Here is an 18,581-nt window from a genome sequence, read left to right on the forward strand (position 1 = left end):
TTTTAATATGTCACATCTTCAACCCGAATTGGTCCTCCTGAATGAATCCATCGTTGAAATGATGGATATGGTCAGTCGTCAGCTCGAACGGGCACGGTTGGCCGTTATGGAACACCGGTATGACCTGGCGCAGGAAGTACTGGCGCTGGAGAAAAAGGTGAACGGAATGGAGCTGAAGATCGACAAGGATTGTGAGAACATCCTTGCCCTGTATAACCCCGTGGCCATAGATCTACGTTTTGTAATGGCTTCGATGAAGATCAATTCAAACCTGGAAAGAATTGGAGACAATGCGGAATCGATCGCACACTACATCAGTCACGGCAACCCGAAAATACCGGCCGATTTTTTGAATGCTTTCCGGATTGATGAAATGTTTCTGATGGTGATCTCCATGATCAACGATGTCAAGAAAGGTTTCGTGGAAGAAGATACACACCTTGCACGTCAGGTGTTCAGCAAGGACTTTCACCTGAACGAAGCCAACCATGAGGCCACACAAACAGCGATTCAGCTCGGAACAAAAGATCCCGGAGATATGCCTGTCATCATTCCCTTGTTGTCTTCTGTCAGAAAGCTGGAACGTTCCGGCGACCTGATCAAGAACATTGCCGAGGAGATCATCTTCTACCTGGAGGCCAAAGTGCTGAAACATCACGCCAAGCTTGAGAAGTAAACAGGATTGAAGGCGTTCCTAATGTTAACGTAATGTTAATAAATCCACCAGGAACCTCACCGCTTATAGAGAACTTCTGCCTATTTTCCCCGCCTTATTATTATTATTCAATAGGCTTATGAACTTCGGTATTGTTGAGTTGTTGCGATTGATTGGTGCGCTCGGATTCTTCATCTATGGCATGAAGGTGATGAGTGAAGGGCTGCAGCATGCCGCAGGCACAAAAATGCGGCAGATCCTGGGTACAATGACGAAGAACCGCTTCCTGGGCGTGTTCACAGGTTTTATCATCACCTGTCTTGTGCAGTCATCTTCCGCTACCACGGTGATGACCGTGAGTTTTGTAAATGCCGGACTTCTTTCTTTGGTGGAGTCGGCCGGTATCATGATGGGTGCCAATGTGGGTACCACCATCACCGGATGGATCGTGGCCCAGCTCGGTTTCAAATTCGAGGTAGTTGCACTGGCACTGCCCATCATCGCCGTAGGCTTTCCCATGATTTTCAGCAAGCGGGGCAATTGGCGTTTCTGGGGCGAATTCCTGATCGGGTTTGCTTTGTTGTTCATGGGCCTGGAAGCGTTGAAGGATTCTGTACCCGATATCAAGAACAACCCGGAAGTGCTGCAGTTCCTGGCCGATTACTCCAACATGGGCATCCTATCCACCCTCCTGTTCATTGGTGTGGGCACGGTTCTGACCATCGTGGTGCAGTCGTCCAGCGCCGCCATGACACTGACCCAAACCATGTGTTTCCAGGGTTGGATTCCGTTCCAGATCGCGGCGCCCATGATCCTGGGTGAAAACATCGGCACCACCATCACCGCCGAGATCGCTGCTTTTGTAGGAAACGTGCATGCCAAACGCTCTGCACGCATCCACTCCATGTTCAACATCATCGGGGTGAGCTGGATGATCTTCGCACACAAGTTTTACCTGGCGAAAATCAATGACTTTATGATTGACATGGGATGGGGATCCCCATTCACGGATAGCCATGCCATTCCCACCGGACTGGCGGTCTTCCACTCCGCATTCAATATGTCCAACGTGCTGTTGCTGGTGTGGTTCGTGCCGCAACTGGTGAAGTTGGTGGTGAAAATGGTGCCTTCCCGCGGAGATGTGGACGAGAAATACAAACTCGAGTACCTGGAGTCCGGACTCATGACCACACCGGAATTATCCATCCTCGAAGCCAAAAAGGAAATTGCCAAGTTCGGGCAGCTCACGATGCGCATGTTGGACATGCTGCCGCCTCTGATGCGGGAAACCAACGACAAGGAATTCAACCGGCAACTCACACGCATCCAGAAATACGAGAACATCACCGACCGCATCGAAGTGGAGGTGGCCGACTACCTGAGCAACATTTCCCAGGGTGAACTCAGCCGGGAGAGTTCCATCCGTATACGTGGGATGCTGAGCGTTGTGAATGACCTTGAAAGGGTGGGTGATATCGTTTATCAAATGGCCTTGTGGGTAGAGCGAAAACATCAGGACAAGGTATGGTTTACTCCTGCTCAACGGGATCACCTGGATGAAATGCTGGCACTTGTTCGCCACGCCCTTGTGGTGATGAACGAAAACCTGGAAAAACCCTTTGAGCAAATCAAACTCACCAAGGCCGATGAGGCCGAAATAGCCGTCAACCGCCTGCGTGATCAGCTACGCAAACTGCACCTGGAGGATCTGGAGAAAGGGGAATACAATTTCCGCAGCGGCATCATCTACAACGACCTTTACGCGTCCCTCGAGAAAATGGGAGACCACGTGTTCAATGTCACCGAGGCATTGATGGGGATGAAGTAATCAGGGAGATATGATTTCCGTGGTCTCCGCCACATTGCTTTTCCGCAGCGCACGGTCCAGCAGATAAAACGAATATTTGATCGTATCGCTGTACGGGGAAGAAGAGTTCCTGTAGATCGGTGTGATGTCCACACTTACGTTTCCGCTCAGGCAACGGTCGGAATTCTCGGATTCAAGGTAGGGGATCCGGAAGCGGAAAGGAATGGCCAGTGTGGAATCCATGTTCACAAACTTGCCGTTCACCTTCTCAAAATACGACATGTACAGGTTGAAGTCGAACGGTTTGGCGGTATCTCCCTCCTTCAGGCCAATGTCGCCGTCGCCGTCTTCAAAGGTGAATTCCAGGATGGCGGAGTCTCCCAGGATGGTGAAATCGGAGAACTGGATGCTGGGTGTCGGATCGCACTGCTTCGGTTTGATGCAGGAGGCAAACCCGAACACGCCGGCCACAACGGCTATTTGGAACCCCTTCGTCATGATTACATTTAACCCCTAAAGCTACGAAATATTATGATGACGTGCGGACCGCACCCGCAGCGGTTCGTACATTTGCAGCCTGAGCTACCATGCCCCTGAGATCCTCATATTCCCCGGAAGAACTTCGCCACCTGGTCTTCAACCTCCCACCGGACGGATTTGAAGCCATTGCCCTGGCGGTATTCCGATACCAGGCATCGGCCAATGCGCTCTACGCCCAGTACATCCGCCTCCTGGGCATAGACACCACACGCGTGAACCGCATCGAGCAGATTCCGTTTTTGCCTATCTCATTCTTCAAAACCCACCAGGTGCAGTGCGGCAGCTTCGAACCGCAACTTTATTTTGAAAGCAGCTCCACCACCGGACAGGTGCCTTCCCGGCATGCCGTGGCCGATCCGTTGTTGTACGAAACCAGTTTCCTCAAAACCTTTGAGCAGTTCTACGGCGACCCCGGCCGGTACTGTATCCTGGCCCTGCTGCCTTCCTACCTGGAGCGTGGTAACTCTTCGCTGGTGTATATGGTGAACGGACTGATGCAGCAGGGTGGACACCCGCAAAGCAAGTTCTTCGGAAACGATCTCGCCGGACTGGCACAAGCGCTTGCTGTTCTTGAAAAAGAAGGCCAGCCCGTATGGCTGATCGGTGTGGCATTCGCCCTGCTTGATCTGGCTGAACAGCATCCGATGCAACTGGCACATACAACGCTGGTGGAGACCGGCGGTATGAAAGGTCGCCAGGTGGAACTGGTGCGGGAAGACTTGCATCATCGACTGAAAGAAGCTTTTGGGGTGCAGTCGGTGCACGCTGAGTACGGAATGACGGAATTATTCTCCCAGGCCTATGCCACCGGGCAAGGGGTGTTTCGCACGCCGCCCTGGATGCACGTGATGGTGCGTGAACAGGATGACCCGTTTGCGTGGTGTCGTACCGGCAAAGCTGGTGCCATCAATGTGATTGACCTGGCTAACCTGGATACCTGTGCATTCATCGCGACGGATGATGTGGGACGTTTGTTGCCTGACGGGGGCTTTGAAGTGCTGGGCCGGATGGATGCCAGCGAGGTGCGGGGATGCAGCCTGATGTATACGGGTTGATCAGGCGTTGACACGCTGTTCGAACAACAGACGCACCATGCCGTCTGCCAGTCCGAACTTAGGAACCATCACCGATTTGCTGCCCGACCATTTCATGACCGATAACATGATCTGTGCTGCGGGTATAACCACATCGGCGCGGTCCGGACCCAAGCCCGTGCGTGTGATCCGCTCATCAACAGAAAGGTCTTTCAGTAGGTTATATACTTCACGGAACTGATGGTAACTGAATATCTGTCCGTCCTTTTTCCGGGTGGGAATCATTTTGGAAATTTTGTTGATGGTGCCACCCGATCCGATGGTTTGCAAGCCTTTGATGCCTGCGGAATTTTTCTGAAGCCATGACTTGAGGTCATCCATCAAACCCGGATCCACCTTTTCATCCAGCATGCGCACCGTGCCTAAATTGAATGAACGGGAGGCTTTTACATCCAGCCCTTTGAAAAAAGTGATCTCGGTGCTGCCGCCGCCGATATCCACGTACATGGATGGTTTGTCTTTTTCAAGCAGGCGTTCGATGTGGGTGGAATAGATGATCTGGGCTTCTTCTTCGCCGGTGATTACCTCCACGTCAATGCCTGCTTCCCGCTTGATGCGATCCAGGATCTCCCTTGAATTGGCAGCTTCCCGCATGGCTGATGTGGCGCACGCACGGAACTGTTCCACGTCATATGCCTGCATTAGGTTGTAAAAGGCCTTGCAGCTGGTGATCAGTTTGTTGATCTTTTCTTCACGGATGGATCCGTGGATGAATACATCGTGCCCGAGGCGAACGGGAACCCTTATGAGTGAAGCTTTGCGAAAATGAACGGTATCGGAATCTTCGATGACATGGGAAATCAGCAAGCGGATCGCGTTCGAGCCTATGTCAATGGCTGCGATCGGATGAATCTTCAACATTCTTTACTACGATTTGGACCCTTTAAGATAATGATAAAAATGTAACTGGGACCGAACGGAGGCGGTTTCGCTGTGTTGAACGTATCTGTTTCGTTGCTGCGGATCCAGGATACGGGCTTTGACATTGTCTTCAAGCTGGATGCGGATCATGTCCTTCAATTCCTGTTGCAGCGCGGGATCGTAAACCGGACAGGTGACTTCCACCCGGTGGTCGAGGTTGCGTTTCATCATGTCTGCCGAAGAAATGAAAATTTTTTCCTGGCCACCATTCCCGAAAATGTATACCCGGGAGTGTTCCAGGAATTGGTCCACAATGCTGATCGCTTTGATGTTTTCGCTGTATCCTTTCACACCGGCCTGAAGGGCACATACGCCGCGTATGATCAGCTGGATCTTGACGCCTGCCTGGCTGGCGGCATACAGCTTCCGGATGATGTCCGTATCCACAAGGTTGTTCAGTTTGAGAATGATGTATGCAGGCTTCTTTGCCTTTGCGTGTTTGATCTCCTGGCTGATCAGGTGGATGATGGATTTCCGGGTGGAAAACGGCGATACGAGCAGGTGCTCCGGATGAAAGGTCTTATAGTTGTTTTCCAGGAAGTAGAATACCTGGCGCACCTCTTCGGTGATCCTCGGGTCACTGGTCATGAGGGTGTGGTCGGAGTATACCCTGGCGGTAACTTCGTTGAAGTTTCCGGTGCCGACGGTTGCATACAACTTATGCTCATGTCCTTGTTTGCGGGTAATGAGGCAAATTTTGGAGTGTACCTTCAGACCCGGACTGCTGAACATCACATTCACGCCTTCTTCCTGCAGCATGTTTGACCAGCGGATGTTGGCCTCTTCGTCGAAACGTGCCTGGAGTTCCATGATCACGGTTACTTTCTTTCCGTTCCGGGCGGCGTTGGCCAGGGCGTTGATGATGTGGCTGTTCTTGGCCAGCCGGTACGTGGCAATCTGGATGGATACCACTTTCGGGTCGATGGCTGCTTCCCGCAGCAGGTCAATCATGTGGCCGAATGACTGGAACGGGAAGTGCAGCAGTACGTCTTTCTTGGAGATCACATTCAACACACTGTTCTGTCCTTCCAGGTCACGATGAAGCAAAGGTCTCAGTGCTTTGTATTCCATGAGCTTCTTTCCCGGGTTGGGGAATTTCATGAAGTCGCGGAAGTTGTGGTAACGGCCTCCCGGGATAACGGTGTCGTTATCGGTCAGCTTCATTTTCTTCTTGAAATGCTCCAGGAAGTGTTCGGGCAATGTTCGGTCGTACACAAAGCGAACGGCATCTCCCCGGGTGCGTTGCTTCAGGCTTTTCGACATTTTCTCCAGGAAGCTTTTGGAGATGTCATGGTCGATATCGAGTTCTGCGTCGCGTGTGATTTTGATGGTGAATGCCTCGATGGCCTGGTAGCGGAAGATGGAGAACATTTCATCGAGGCAGTACCGGATCACATCGTCGAGGAGCATGATGTACTGGTTGTTCTCGCTTCTGGGCAGCTGGATGAACCTGGGGAGTACCCGCGTTGGCAGGTCGATCAAAGCCAGTTTGTGCTTGCCTGCTGCGGTGGTCATGCATACAGCGAGGTAGATGGTACGGTCACGCAGGTACGGGAACGGTTGCTTGTGGTCCAGCATCAGGGGGGTCAATGCCGGGCGGATTGTTTCCTGGAAATAACTTTTGACCCATTGCCCCTGCGATGGAGTCAGGTCTTTTTCCGTGAGCATGAAAATGTGATCGTTCTTCAGTTCGTCCAGAAGTTGGTTGTATATCTGACCGAAACGTTCCTGAAGGGACAATACCACGGTTTGAATTTCCGACAGCAGTTTCTTGGGTTTTGGACCCACGTAATCTTTGTCGGTTTTGCCCAGGGTTACCATGCGCCTGACGGTGGCTACCCGCACCCGGAAGAACTCGTCGAGGTTGTTGGAGAAAATCCCAAGAAAGCGCATGCGCTCGATCACCGGCACACTGGTGTCCTCGGCTTCCTGTAATACCCTTCGGTTGAAAGACAGCCAGCTGATTTCCCTGTTCACCAACGGAGGGAGTTTGCCTGCGTGGCTAACGGATTTTGCTTTGGATGCGGACTTCATGAAAATGCCGGGTCAGTGGGATGCTTGGAGGTGTGTCAAAGGTAGGCAAGTTTTACGGAGGCAGATAGCGGATATTTTATGGCGTGTCTGTTTTGTTCGTTTTGTCAGCCTTTCGGGATTGTTTCCGTAAAGAGGCTTTTTGCTTTTCTTCTTTTCGTTTTCGGATCACATTCATCGGTGTGTGTGTCGGAATTCTTTTCTTTGGTTTGATCAGCGCTTTCCGGATCATTTCCAGAAACTTTGCGGTGACCGTTTCTTTGTTCTTCCGTTGCGAACGGTGTGCTTCACATGCCATCACAAACATGCCGTTCTCATGGATGTGGGTTTTCAGCTTTCTTTTGATCCGGTTGAGCTGATCGGCGGTGAAGCAGGCGGATGTGGCAGTATCCCAGCAAAGCTCCACGCGGCTTTCCGTTTTGTTCACATGCTGACCGCCCGGGCCTCTGCTCCGGCTCGTCCGGTACCGGATCTCCTTCAATACCGAAAAAACGTTCGGGTCTATTTGGGTTTGCGGGGTCATAACCCTGCAAATTACTTATTCCCGGCCTTATTTGCCGAAGGTGTAGCCGATGCCCTTGATCGTCCGGATCTTATCCTTACCTACTTTCTTCCTCAGTTTCCGGATATGTACATCAATGGTGCGGTCACTGATGAAGACTTCTTCTCCCCAGATCTGCGACATGATGAACCCGCGCGTGAACACCTTGCCCGGTTTCGACATCAGGAGGGAAAGCAGTTCAAATTCCTTTTTGGGCAGGTTGTATTCTTCGCCCGCATGTTGCACGGTATACCGATCTGCATTCAGAACGGGTTCTTCACCTTCATGGATCGTGTGCCCGTTGGTATGCACGGGTTGATGAACCCTTCGGAGAAGCGCCTGGATGCGGCTGATTAGTACCCGGGGTTTGATCGGTTTGGTCACATAGTCGTCACCGCCGGCATCAAGGGCAGCTATTTGTGAGTAGTCTTCATTCCTTGCCGTCAGGAAGATGATAATGGGTTGTTCCAGTTCATCGATGGCACGGAGTTGAACACACGTTTCCACGCCATCCATTTCCGGCATCATGATGTCCAGAATAACGAGGTCGGGTTTGGTGGATCGGGCGGCTTTGAGTGCTTCCACACCTGATGCAGCTTCGGCCACAACGAAACCTTCCTTTCGGAGGTTGTATCCGAGAAATGTCCGGATATCGGGGTCGTCATCCACCAGTAGAATTTTGTTGCGTATGCCTGTTCCCATCGTATTTTGTTTGTGATGCGAATGTAAAATCGGGGCATCAACTCAATGTAAAGCCTTTGTTACAGAGATGTTAAGTTGATGAATTGCCAAAAGCATAATAGCCGCTTAACATCCGGGGCTCCCGAACCCTTTAATTTTGCATAAACCAATAAGAGTGAATTATGCTTTTTTTAGAAAATGACGACTTAGCCCGGTTTTTCTCCCCGGGTGAACCGGCCCCGGTCGCGTCTGGATTGGATGCCGGTGATGAAGATGATGACGGTTTGTCCGGTGCGGGATTTTCCCAGTACCAGATGGACAATGGTCTGTCCCATGTATCCTTTCAGGATGAAGGGATTGAAGACTATGCCATTATTGACAACGGCACCGCCATCCGGGATTCGGAATACGGAAACAAGTGAATTCCGGATCCTTTTACTTGAACCTTTTCCCCAAAACATAAGCCCCGCATTACACGGGGCTTTTTATTTCAATCAACGATCATTCGGAATGAACCTGCCTTACTGGATCAGGCATTTGAATCCGACTTTGAATGCAAGGCCTTTCCTATAGGATTGGAACACGTAGTCGGTTCCCTTGAAGGTTTGTGTTTGCTGAAACACTGGATTCAGGATGTTCTTGACGTCCAGCTTCACGGAAATCTTCTTACCGATTTTCTTGGAGAGGTTGAAGTCGAGTTGTCCGGCCGGTTGTTCATATACGTTCGGCGTTCCGCCCACAACGATCACTGCCAGTCGCGGACCCGATACGTTGTAGTTCAAGTTGGCGCTGATGCCAGTGGAATCATTGGTATAACCCAAGGTTGCATTTACTACATAAGGTGCTTGTCCGAACATCTCGCGGGTATCCGGGTGGTTGGGGTTGGTGGCGCGAATGTTGGCCAGTTCCTGTTTGTCGATGCTCACGGAAGACTTCACCAGGGTGAGGTTACCGCCGATGTTGAAGTTGCTCAGTGCAGGTGTGATCATGGAGAGGTTCCTTCGGACTTCCACCTCAGCTCCGTAGGCAATGGCTTCTTTCACGTTCCGGTAGTTCAGCTCGGGATTGGCGGAAACAGGGTTGAATGCGCGTTCGATGGGGTTCTGGAAACGCTTTCCGAAAACGCCGAAGGAGATCACTTCACCTGAGCTCGGATAAAGTTCCCATCTCAGGTCAAGGTTGTCGACCAGTGTTCTTTCCAGGTTCAGGTTACCCACCATCACATAGTCGCCAACGAAGTCGAACGAGGCGAAAGGTGCCAGCTCACGGAAAGTGGGTCGGGCCAATGTGCGGCTGCAGGCAAAACGAAGGTTGGAGGTGTCTTTCTTCAGGAAGTAGGTCACATTCAGTGCGGGCAGCAGATCGTTGCCTTTCAGGTAGCCGGCGGGCAGGTCCAGGTTAAGGCTCTTTACATCGATGTTGGTTTGTTCGAACCGGAGTCCGGTGATGATGCGGAATTTGTTCAGTTCCACGTCTCCCATCACGTAAGCTGCACTTACGCGTTCGTTACCGATGTAGCTGTTGCGGCGTTCGCTTGCATCCAGCATGTATACGAAGGAAGTGGTAGACAGGTCCATGTTTTCATCCGCGAAGAAGGCCTCCATATCGCCCTGGTAGTTCAGGCCCTGAAAGCGGAAGTCAAAGCGTCTTTCGCCAAAGTTGCGGTGCTTCTGCACATTCGATAATCCTGATTTGAACTTCACATCATGTCCTGCGATGGTGACCGGCAATTCGAAATTCACTTTCGTGTCGATGTTGTTTTCTTCGAGGTCACGGAAATATCGGCTGGGAGGTCCGTAAATGGACGGATTCAATGAGAACAACGTGTCCGGTGCGTCCTGTCCGGTTTGTGTCATCCTGTAATCGTTGGTCACAAAGCGCAGATCGGGTTCAATTTGGGTGGAGTGGGTATAGGATGCAAGCCAGTCCATTTTGAAACCGTCGGCATTGTGTTGCAACAGGTGTTGGCCCTTGAGCTGGGCGGAGGTGATGCTGCGTTCTTTGTAGCCGAGGGTGCGGGTTTGCTGGTAAAGGCCTTTGGCATCTTTGGCGATTTCTCCTTCCAGGTAACGGGCGGAGTTGATGCCGTCCTGATTGCGCATCACCATGAGGCCGATGTTGTCGTTATCGGACATCCGGAGCGACATGCTGGCCAATGCACCCCAGGTTACTTCTTCCTGTCCTTTGGTGTCATCAAACAACAGTTCCTTGTTGAGGGTTTCCACGGTGTTGGCCGATCCTGTTTGTGTGTACCTTCCGGTTTCGCCGTGCTGGTACATCTGGTAGCCATGACCATAAGTAATGCCGGCGATGTAGCCCATTTCTTTGCCGAAGAGGGAATCCTTGTTGCCGATAGAGAAGGAATAACCCTGGTCCAGGAATGAGCGTGTGCGCACGGGAGTCAGTTCTTTGTTGAATGACCGGGTCATGGTTTGCAGCAGGTCGTTGTCTGTGTAAAGGTCAGGAACGGGTTTGGTGCCGATGGCTGTGGGGATGGCGCGGGTACCGTCGTCAAACCCCATCCAGTCGGTCTTGCCTTTGTTGGCTGAGAGGAAGTCCTTGCGGAGGTTGCTGTTGCGGTTGTAACCGAGCGACACGCCGTACTGCAGGGTGAAATGGCTCGGGTAATCCTTGGTGGTGATGTTCACCAGTCCGCCGGTGAAGCTGCCGGGAAGATCCGGGCTGAAAGATTTCACCACACTCATGTTTTCAATGAGGTTGGTGGGGAAGAGATCTACCTGTACCGAGTTGCGGTTGGGATCCAGTCCAGGAATTTCGGCTCCGTTCAGGGTGGTTTTGCTGTAGCGATCACTCAGGCCGCGGACGTATACATATTTTCCGCCTTCTACGGATGCACCGGGTAGCCTTTTCAATGCAGAAGCCGCGTCGCCATCGCTGCCTTTGGCGATCTGTTCGGCACCCAGCACGTTCATTACCGTGGGGGCTTTCTTTTCAAGTGCCCGGGCATACCCTTCGGTTTTGGTGTTGACTTTGGCGGTGATGTTCACATTATTGATCATGAAAGACATCTGACCAAGACCGAAGTTCAGTTCCTTGGTTTGGTTGGCTTTGATTTCTACAACCTGGGTATCGGCCTGGTAAGAGATATACTGGCAAACCAGCTTGACTTTTCCCGCAGGCACGTTGGTAAGGGTGTACTTTCCGTCAAAATCGGTTGATGTGCCTTGTGTGGTGCCGGCAACAAACACGGCTGCACCGTACAACGACTCCTTTGAAGAACTGTCGATGACCCGACCTCTGATGGTTCCTTCCTGGGCATAAACCACCTGTGATACCATCAGGATTCCCAGAACGTGCAAGATCAGCTTTGCTTTCATCACAATGTTTCTTTTTTGTTTGTTACAAAATTCGGTCAATGCCGTTGCCGGTAGGTTAGGCCAATGTTAACAAAACGTTAAGTACCCCCAAACAGCAACACCGCAGGGTGGTGTGCCCTGCGGTGTTCTGCAATTGGTAATGATGAAGAAGCACTATTTCACGAAGCCGTCTTCGTCGATCAGGGTCCAGCCTTTGATCCAGGCGGTTGTTCCTTTCTTGAAGGCGCCTTTGTATTGTACTGCCGTGAACCAGCTGTCACTCGGAGCTGTTCCGGTAGGCAGTGTGTTTGAAGGAACCAGGTCCAGTAGCATGCTGCCGGCGGTCAGTGTGGTTACGATACCGGGATCGGCCACGCTGTTGTTATTGCTGGCGAAGCTGGCTTCCCAGGCTGCCTGTGCACCGCCATCGGTTGCACCAGATCCCAGGGTTACTTTGAAGAGGTCTGAAGCTGTGGCGCCTGTACCGGCTACGGCTACATCATAGAATACGTTGCCAACCATTTTCAACTCACCTGCACCGAAGCGTGCATAGGAATCTTCACCGCTGGCCAGTTTTTCAACGTCGATGCCTTTGCCCCAGCCTACGAAAATGCTGTTGTGGTATTCGCCACCGGCATTGTCACGGAATGTCACACAGTGGTTACCACCGGCGATGCCTTTTCCGACATAAGTAGCATTGTAGATTTTCGGGTGGGCATAAGGACTGCCGTCTTCAGGATCGGTACCGCCGTCGTGCTCACCACCGCGGTCACCGGCATTGGTTTCCTGGATCACTACCCAGAACTGTCCTTTACCACGAAAACCTTCGTCGTAATCAAAACCGTCGTCACCGCAGAAAGCGAGTACCGCGTGTTTCACGCCCACGGTGCCCCCGAAGAATTCGATGCCATCGTCATTGTTGGCAATTACTTCCAGGTAATCGATGGTGGTTCCGGAGCCTACACCGCCAAGGGTAAGACCGTTGATCTCGTTGCCTTCGCCAATGTCTGTTCCACCATGACGGATGGATACATATTTGATGGTACCTGAGTTGTCGGTGTCATCGCTACCGCCGTAAAGGCCGCGCGCCTCTGTAGTGGGAATACCTTCTACCGCTGTTTCTCCGGGAGATGAATTCAGCTTGGCTTTACCCAGTACGATCACACCGCCCCACAAACCACGGGTGTAGGTGGGGATGTTGCCGTTCAGTTGGTCCGATTCTGCTGTGAAAATAATGGGATCGGCTGCTGTACCTACGGCATTGATTTTGGCGCCGCGTGCAACGATCAGTGCAGAGGCGTTTTCACCCTGACCTGATTTACCTTTGATCACGGTACCGGCCTGAATGGTCAGTGTTTGTCCTTCGTTCACAAACACCAGTCCGTTCAGGATCCATGTCTTGCTTTTGGTAAGGGTCATGGTGCCGATACCTTCTCCGTTGTCTTTAATGGTTACCAGCGTATCGCTGCCAACAACGGTTTCTGTGAAGGTAGTTTCTGTGCTGGTCTCATCCTTTTCGCAGGAACCATCATCTTTCTCAGCATCCGCATCGTAGTTTTTTGCAGTGGGGTCTGTACAACCCTCTTTCTTTGAGCAGCCCTGGGAGGTAACCAGTACAGCTGCCAAAAACAGCAAAGACAGTCCCTTCCAAACCATCTTCGTGTTGTCTTTTTGTGTTGTCATCTTGTTAGAGGTATTTTGTTTTAGGTTACGAGGGCAAAGGAATAGCCACTATGTTACCTGATTGTGAAATCGACATTACGGATGGTTTAGGATATCTCCGCCTTGCGGTTATGTTGGGTTAACACAACCGCGTGTATGCCCTGAATATGAACGCTATTGCGCCACCTCAAGCAGTAAGAATGTGCCGGTTGGTGAGATTTTTTGCCACTAAGGCACAAAGACACAAAGGTTCGGCTGGAACTGATTTGTGAATGTGCGCAGTGCCCCTTTGTGGCATTTGTCAGATGGTGTTGCTACATGCAAGTCACCTTCTCAGAAAGAAAAACAAGGGCTTACCACTTCGGATACATCCTTACAGTGTACTTCACCTTTTCTGATCCGGGTGTGCCGTATGTGTAAGCAAGTACAAATGTTTGATTGGTCCTTGGCAGGAGTACTGGAAATGCCACCGGCCCGTCTTCGGTGATGTGTTCGGTGTACAGAACGTTTCCGTGCGGGTTTCTGAATTGCAAACCGATCCTTGGCACAAAGTGTTCGCCCTGTTTCGCCACCTCATCCCAAACAATGATCAGGTTGCCGTTGTCGAAGGCAGCGATCTGTGGATGCTTGGATGATGCCACACCGCTCACGCTGTCGCGTACCGAGAATGTTTCACCCCCGTCTTCGGAGTGGGCATAGAACACACCCGCCGGGTCGCCACCGGTGTACCAGGCAAAATGAAGGACGTCTCCGGTTGCAACCATGGAAGGGCCGGTGTGCGGACAACCATTCAGGATCCAGTTGTCAGGGCTGATGCGCTTTGCTTCAGAGAAAGTGGCACCGTTATCTGTTGACACGGCATGCACCATGTCACGGATCGAATCCTGTATGATGTCGCGGTACGCCACATGGATGTTGTGCTGCGGATCTATATATAGGTCGGTCCGGCAGCAGGGACACACCGAAGCGCCGATGGGTTTTTCGTTGGCAAATCCCTTTCGTCCATCCGTTACCGCATAGTATAAGCTGGAACCTTCCGCTTTGACTTCCTCGCGGTTGTCGAGCCAAATTGTCGCCACCTCACCGTTGGGCAGCAGGGCCATGTCGAAATAGCGCTGGTCCTGGCTGGTGGTGTCTTGCACCAACGGTTTGGCCTCGGTCCATGTCTTGCCCTTATCCCACGACTGGGCGTAGGATACCAGTCCCCAGTACTTGTTCGCCGGACTCGGATTGGCCTTTCCCCACATCGCAATGATGCTTCCGTCGGGGCGGAAGATGATTTTGGGCAGGTTCTCTCCGTGCGGATGTACATCCGTGCTGGGTGTCACCACCACGGGGCTTCCGAAAGCATCGTCTTCATCATCCGATATAGCGAAGCACATCACCGCGGTTGTGTCGGTGAGGTGACGTACCCAGCTGAGTACGGGCCTGCCTTTTGGATCCCTGGTCAGGAATGGGCATGAGGATGGGTATGAATCCACGGCGACCGATTCAGGGTTTGTCGGAACATCCTCCGGGTTCACCTGGGTGTTCTGACAGGATGCAAAGAGAAGTGTGCAGGATAAAAATGTGAGGGCGTATTTCATGGTGGGAGTTGTGTGTGCCTTTCCGGCCGTATGTGTCATTTATTCTTTTTCATCGGTGATCGTGTACTTGAAGCCGAGCACGACCAGCCTGGGCGCACCGGCGGCAAAGCTGTCTTTGTTGTTGCTGCGTGTGACGCTGGTGGCGAACAACTCGTCGGTCAGGTTCAGGATGTTTCCATAAACCTCCAATCCTTTGAAGGCATAACCGGCCCGCAGGTTCAGCAGGCTCACACCGCGGATCAGCAGGGTTTTGTCTTCATACCTGCTGGTGTTGTCATCGTTTTTGTACCACGGACCGATGCCTTGCCATTCCAGTGAAAGACGGAGGCCTTTCACCGCTTTCGGCTTGCAGGTGATTTCCGCATTGGCGATGAAACCCGGTGCTTCGGGCATGTATTTTCCATCATAGGAGACCACCTCACCGCCGGCGGTTTCCTGTACAACATACCGCACATATTTGTGAACGGCCTGGCTGCCTCCGATGCGCAGGAACACGTCGGTTGCCGGTTTCCATGTTACGCTGTATTCCATGCCCTGGTGCAGGGTTTTGCCGGAGTTGCGGTTTTCGGTGGAGTTGTCGGGCAGGCGGAAAGAGATGATTTCATTGGTGCCTTCCATCCGGTAGATGCAAACATCCAGGTAGAGTTTATCCTTCATGAGGGCCGTCCACCCGCCGGCTTCATAGCTGTTGAAGGAAGCCGGTTTCAGGGTGGGTACCTTGGTTCCGTTGAACAGGTCGGATGCCTGGGGCGGCGCGAATCCGTGGCTGTAATTGGCATATACGCCCGACTGATCACCGAGGCTGTAGGTAAGTCCGAGCCTGGGCGACACCGTGGCGTTGGTGATGGACGTGTCCGGCACACCGGAATACGCCTGTGCGGAGAGGTGGTTGTTATAGCCGTAGCTGAGCTGGTCGTAACGCAGTCCGACCACCACCTTGAGTTTCTCCGTGGGGTTCGCTTCAAACTGGGCATAGGCGCCGATGCCGAGCAGATTGGTGCGGTAATCGGCCAGCAGCGAATCTGGGTGTGGGGTGAAGCCCGTGTAGTAGCCGGTTGTGGTATCCCGACCGATATCCAGGTAGGTAGCCCAATAGTCGTTGGGTGCGATGTTTGCCGCCACACCTGTGATCAGTTTGGATGCAAGCCAGCTCACCGGCTGCGTGTGTTGCGCCACCAATCCGTAGTTGTGGTAGCTGTTTTCATTTTCCTCACCTTTTGCGGCATACTTGTTCACGTTGCGGATGCGGTACCTGGGCAACTGACCGATCGCATTCTGACCGTAGTAAGCGGATACGTCGGTGGTGGCTTTGCCGGCCCATTCATGGTTCAGGGTGATGCGCCCGCGGGTGGCGTTCACCTTGCGGTAGGAGAAAGCGTTGTTGCTGAGGTATTGCCTTGAATAAAATCCAACGCTGTCGATGCTGCCGCCTGTTTGTGTATCCAGGTTGTTGGAGGTCACATACCCGGTGAGGTGGTTGTGCTGGTTGAAGTGGTAGATGGCTTTGGCGGATATCGAACGCTTGTCGAGGTCGCTGTATGCCTGCCAGCTGTCGCGTTGGTTGGCCATGTACCCACCGATGCTGAGGCCGAACTTCGGGGTGATGTAGTTGCCGGCATAGAACTCCACCCGGCGGTAGCCGCTGTTGTTCATCTGGCTTCCGATGGTGGCCGTGGGCACAGCGGTGGGCGACTGGGTGATGAAGTTCACGGCGCCACCCACGGCGTTGCTGCCATAGATGGATGAGGCCGGTCCCTTGATCACCTCCACGTTGCGGATGCCGAGCATGTTCACTTCGATCAGCTGGTTGTGGTTGAAGTTGCCGACGGGCGCGATGGGCAGTCCGTCTTCCAGGTAAAGGAAGTACGGGCGTTTGCTCATCGGCTGGCGGATGCTCATGGCATGCTGTTCATTGTTGAGGTCCTGCATGACCAATCCTGGTACCTTGTTCAGCAATTGCGCAAACTGGGTGGCATTGGTTTCGTTGATCACCTGCGCAGGCAGTTGGTTCACGGTGGCGGGGATGTCTTTACGCTGCTGTTGGTCGCGGCTGGCGGTTACGGTTACGGCCTGCAGGTTCTGCACGAACGGATCGAGGCCTATGCGGATCCCGCTTCCGATGTTTGTTTTCACGGTTTGGGTGGCATAGCCTACAAAAGATGCCCGAAGGCTGTCGGCTGATTTTTCGGTGTTCAGCTGAAAGGTTCCGGTGAGGTCGGTCACGGTACCGGTTGTGGTTCCGGGTACGGTGATGTTCACACCGGCCAGGGGTTCGCGGGTTTCGGTATCAAATACTTTCCCGCTGTAGGTATGTTGTGCGGATGCATGTGTGGTGAACAGCAGCAACACGCCTACCATGGTCATGTATTTCATGGTAAATCAAGCTAAATGTTGATGACATAAACAGGTTCCGTCACACGTGATGGCGGAACAAACAATGTGTATGTGATCAGGCTGCGGGCGGGTGGAAGACCGCACGGGTATGCGGGTGAGAGTGGGTGGGGCGGTAAGGCGTGAAGGTTTTACCGACCCGGTTGATGTCTGCGAAATGGTTTGGTTCATTCCGTTGGGAGAAGAGCTGGATTTCGCGTTTTTCCTTGAACGGACTTGCGGGTGAGGTTTCCTTCTTTTCTTCCTTTTTCAGCATGTTTTTCATGTGGCACTTTCCGTGGCAGTGCATCTGGGGTTTGTCTTTGTTCACACAGAAGGCCTGCTCTAAATAATCCTGGTTGAGGTAGAAGTCGACCATGATCACCAGGCGGCTGAAGGTCTGGAAGAGGAAGACCGACAGCAGTGCAACGCCACATATCCGCTTGATGAGCATGGGGGCAAAGGTAGGGTACAGCAAGAGCAACAGCAAGAGCATACAGCAAATGGATGAGGGCGTTTCGTCGGATGGGTTTTTGGGAAGATGGGCTGGGCGCAACGATAAATGAAAGAATCCCAGCGGAATTCAATGTTTATAGCAAACAGGAACATAGGAAAATTGTACGACCCCGTTGGGGTCGCACGTCATCTTATCGGTGCAATCTTCTATAAATATTCAATGCCGTTGGCATTGGGTTCCCGTATGGGATTATCCATTCTGAAAGAATAAGGCAAGAAGGGAGGAGCTAAGCTTTCGGTAAAGACGGCAGTATATGGTGGAAAAATAACTGCCTAATTCAATCTGGGTATATGCGGATGCCTATAGGCATGTAAACAAGACTTGGTAAAGTAATTAAAGTATGTTGAGCTAGATTCTTAGTCGTAAGACACAACCGTATGGAGAAATGGCCGCTGACACTCGTTTCATTTCTTTACCTGCCTCTCCGATGTGCCAAAATGTTGTATATAAATATCCGGCGGAAAGTACTTCAAGTCCAATTCCTGCATAGAGAAGTGGTTTCTTCATGAGCATTGTTTCATCTCTGGAGGCAGAGGCTAGGGAAAGCAGAAAGCCACTTGCGCCAAACACGAGGGATTCATTGAAACAACGACGGGAGGCAATCAAATGATCAGCGCCGGTTTTGACCTGTGCTTTGGAAGTGCTACAAAACAATGCCAATATTGCCAAAAGAACAGTTGTTATAGGCGTTTTCATAGGAAGACGAGGTGTGAAGAATGAACTTGTTTCGAGGGAAGGTATAGGGAAAAAATTTGGCAGCAAATTCCCCCGTTCCCTGTAACTTGCTGCCATGACAGGCAGTGGGTTGGGCGAAGGTTGCACCTTCGTCTGTCTATCGCGTAGCTTGCAGTTACTGTAA

Annotated in this window: 15 protein-coding genes; 4 read left to right on the forward strand and 11 right to left on the reverse strand. The window is 52.0% G+C overall.

Annotated elements, in window-relative coordinates:
- Positions 1-7 precede the first annotated feature (7 nt).
- Complete coding sequence (gene phoU / locus H6585_00715; GenBank protein ID MCB9446848.1) at positions 8-676, forward strand: phosphate signaling complex protein PhoU; 669 nt, start codon at positions 8-10, stop codon at positions 674-676.
- 118 nt (positions 677-794) lie between these two features.
- Positions 795-2,483: a Na/Pi cotransporter family protein gene (locus H6585_00720; protein ID MCB9446849.1), complete on the forward strand. Its 1,689-nt coding sequence runs from the start codon at positions 795-797 to the stop codon at positions 2,481-2,483.
- On the opposite strand, the gene H6585_00725 is transcribed toward H6585_00720, so the two are convergent.
- A complete protein-coding gene (locus tag H6585_00725) occupies positions 2,484-2,960 on the reverse strand; it encodes a hypothetical protein (GenBank protein ID MCB9446850.1) in 477 nt (158 codons plus the stop codon). It abuts the gene before it with no gap.
- A gap of 89 nt (positions 2,961-3,049) precedes the next feature.
- On the opposite strand from H6585_00725, the gene H6585_00730 reads away from it, so the two are divergent.
- The gene (locus H6585_00730) at positions 3,050-4,057 is read left to right on the forward strand and encodes an acyl transferase (GenBank protein MCB9446851.1); all 1,008 of its coding nucleotides are present in this window, start codon (positions 3,050-3,052) and stop codon (positions 4,055-4,057) included.
- On the opposite strand, the gene H6585_00735 is transcribed toward H6585_00730, so the two are convergent.
- The 4 genes from H6585_00735 to H6585_00750 all read right to left on the reverse strand — a co-directional run bounded on the left by H6585_00735 (position 4,058) and on the right by H6585_00750 (position 8,291).
- Entirely contained in the window at positions 4,058-4,957 is a 900-nt protein-coding gene (locus H6585_00735) for an exopolyphosphatase (GenBank protein ID MCB9446852.1), read from the reverse strand.
- A 6-nt stretch (positions 4,958-4,963) separates the two neighbouring features.
- Positions 4,964-7,051, reverse strand: a complete 2,088-nt coding sequence (gene ppk1 / locus H6585_00740) for a polyphosphate kinase 1 (GenBank protein MCB9446853.1) — start codon at positions 7,049-7,051, stop codon at positions 4,964-4,966.
- A 76-nt stretch (positions 7,052-7,127) separates the two neighbouring features.
- Positions 7,128-7,571 carry an aminoacyl-tRNA hydrolase gene (gene arfB, locus H6585_00745; protein ID MCB9446854.1) on the reverse strand — a complete coding sequence of 148 codons (444 nt, stop codon included), beginning with the start codon at positions 7,569-7,571 and terminating at the stop codon, positions 7,128-7,130.
- Between the two features lie 27 nt (positions 7,572-7,598).
- Entirely contained in the window at positions 7,599-8,291 is a 693-nt protein-coding gene (locus H6585_00750) for a response regulator transcription factor (protein MCB9446855.1), read from the reverse strand.
- Between the two features lie 161 nt (positions 8,292-8,452).
- Between H6585_00750 and H6585_00755 the strand changes: the two genes are divergently transcribed.
- The gene (locus H6585_00755; protein MCB9446856.1) at positions 8,453-8,692 is read left to right on the forward strand and encodes a hypothetical protein; all 240 of its coding nucleotides are present in this window, start codon (positions 8,453-8,455) and stop codon (positions 8,690-8,692) included.
- A gap of 99 nt (positions 8,693-8,791) precedes the next feature.
- Here H6585_00755 and H6585_00760 read toward each other — a convergent pair whose 3' ends face one another.
- From H6585_00760 to H6585_00785, 6 genes are all read right to left on the reverse strand, one after another.
- Complete coding sequence (locus H6585_00760; GenBank protein ID MCB9446857.1) at positions 8,792-11,608, reverse strand: outer membrane beta-barrel protein; 2,817 nt, start codon at positions 11,606-11,608, stop codon at positions 8,792-8,794.
- 153 nt (positions 11,609-11,761) lie between these two features.
- Positions 11,762-13,270 carry a hypothetical protein gene (locus H6585_00765; protein MCB9446858.1) on the reverse strand — a complete coding sequence of 503 codons (1,509 nt, stop codon included), beginning with the start codon at positions 13,268-13,270 and terminating at the stop codon, positions 11,762-11,764.
- A gap of 332 nt (positions 13,271-13,602) precedes the next feature.
- Entirely contained in the window at positions 13,603-14,835 is a 1,233-nt protein-coding gene (locus tag H6585_00770; protein MCB9446859.1) for an exo-alpha-sialidase, read from the reverse strand.
- Positions 14,836-14,874: 39 nt separating this feature from the next.
- Entirely contained in the window at positions 14,875-17,208 is a 2,334-nt protein-coding gene (locus H6585_00775; protein MCB9446860.1) for a TonB-dependent receptor, read from the reverse strand.
- A 76-nt stretch (positions 17,209-17,284) separates the two neighbouring features.
- The gene (locus tag H6585_00780) at positions 17,285-17,701 is read right to left on the reverse strand and encodes a hypothetical protein (GenBank protein MCB9446861.1); all 417 of its coding nucleotides are present in this window, start codon (positions 17,699-17,701) and stop codon (positions 17,285-17,287) included.
- Between the two features lie 369 nt (positions 17,702-18,070).
- Positions 18,071-18,514, reverse strand: coding sequence for a hypothetical protein (locus tag H6585_00785; GenBank protein ID MCB9446862.1), 444 nt, complete (start codon positions 18,512-18,514; stop codon positions 18,071-18,073).
- Between the last annotated feature and the right edge of the window lie 67 nt (positions 18,515-18,581).

The organism is Flavobacteriales bacterium (assembly GCA_020635855.1).
In the GTDB taxonomy this organism is placed as follows: domain Bacteria; phylum Bacteroidota; class Bacteroidia; order JACJYZ01; family JACJYZ01; genus JACJYZ01.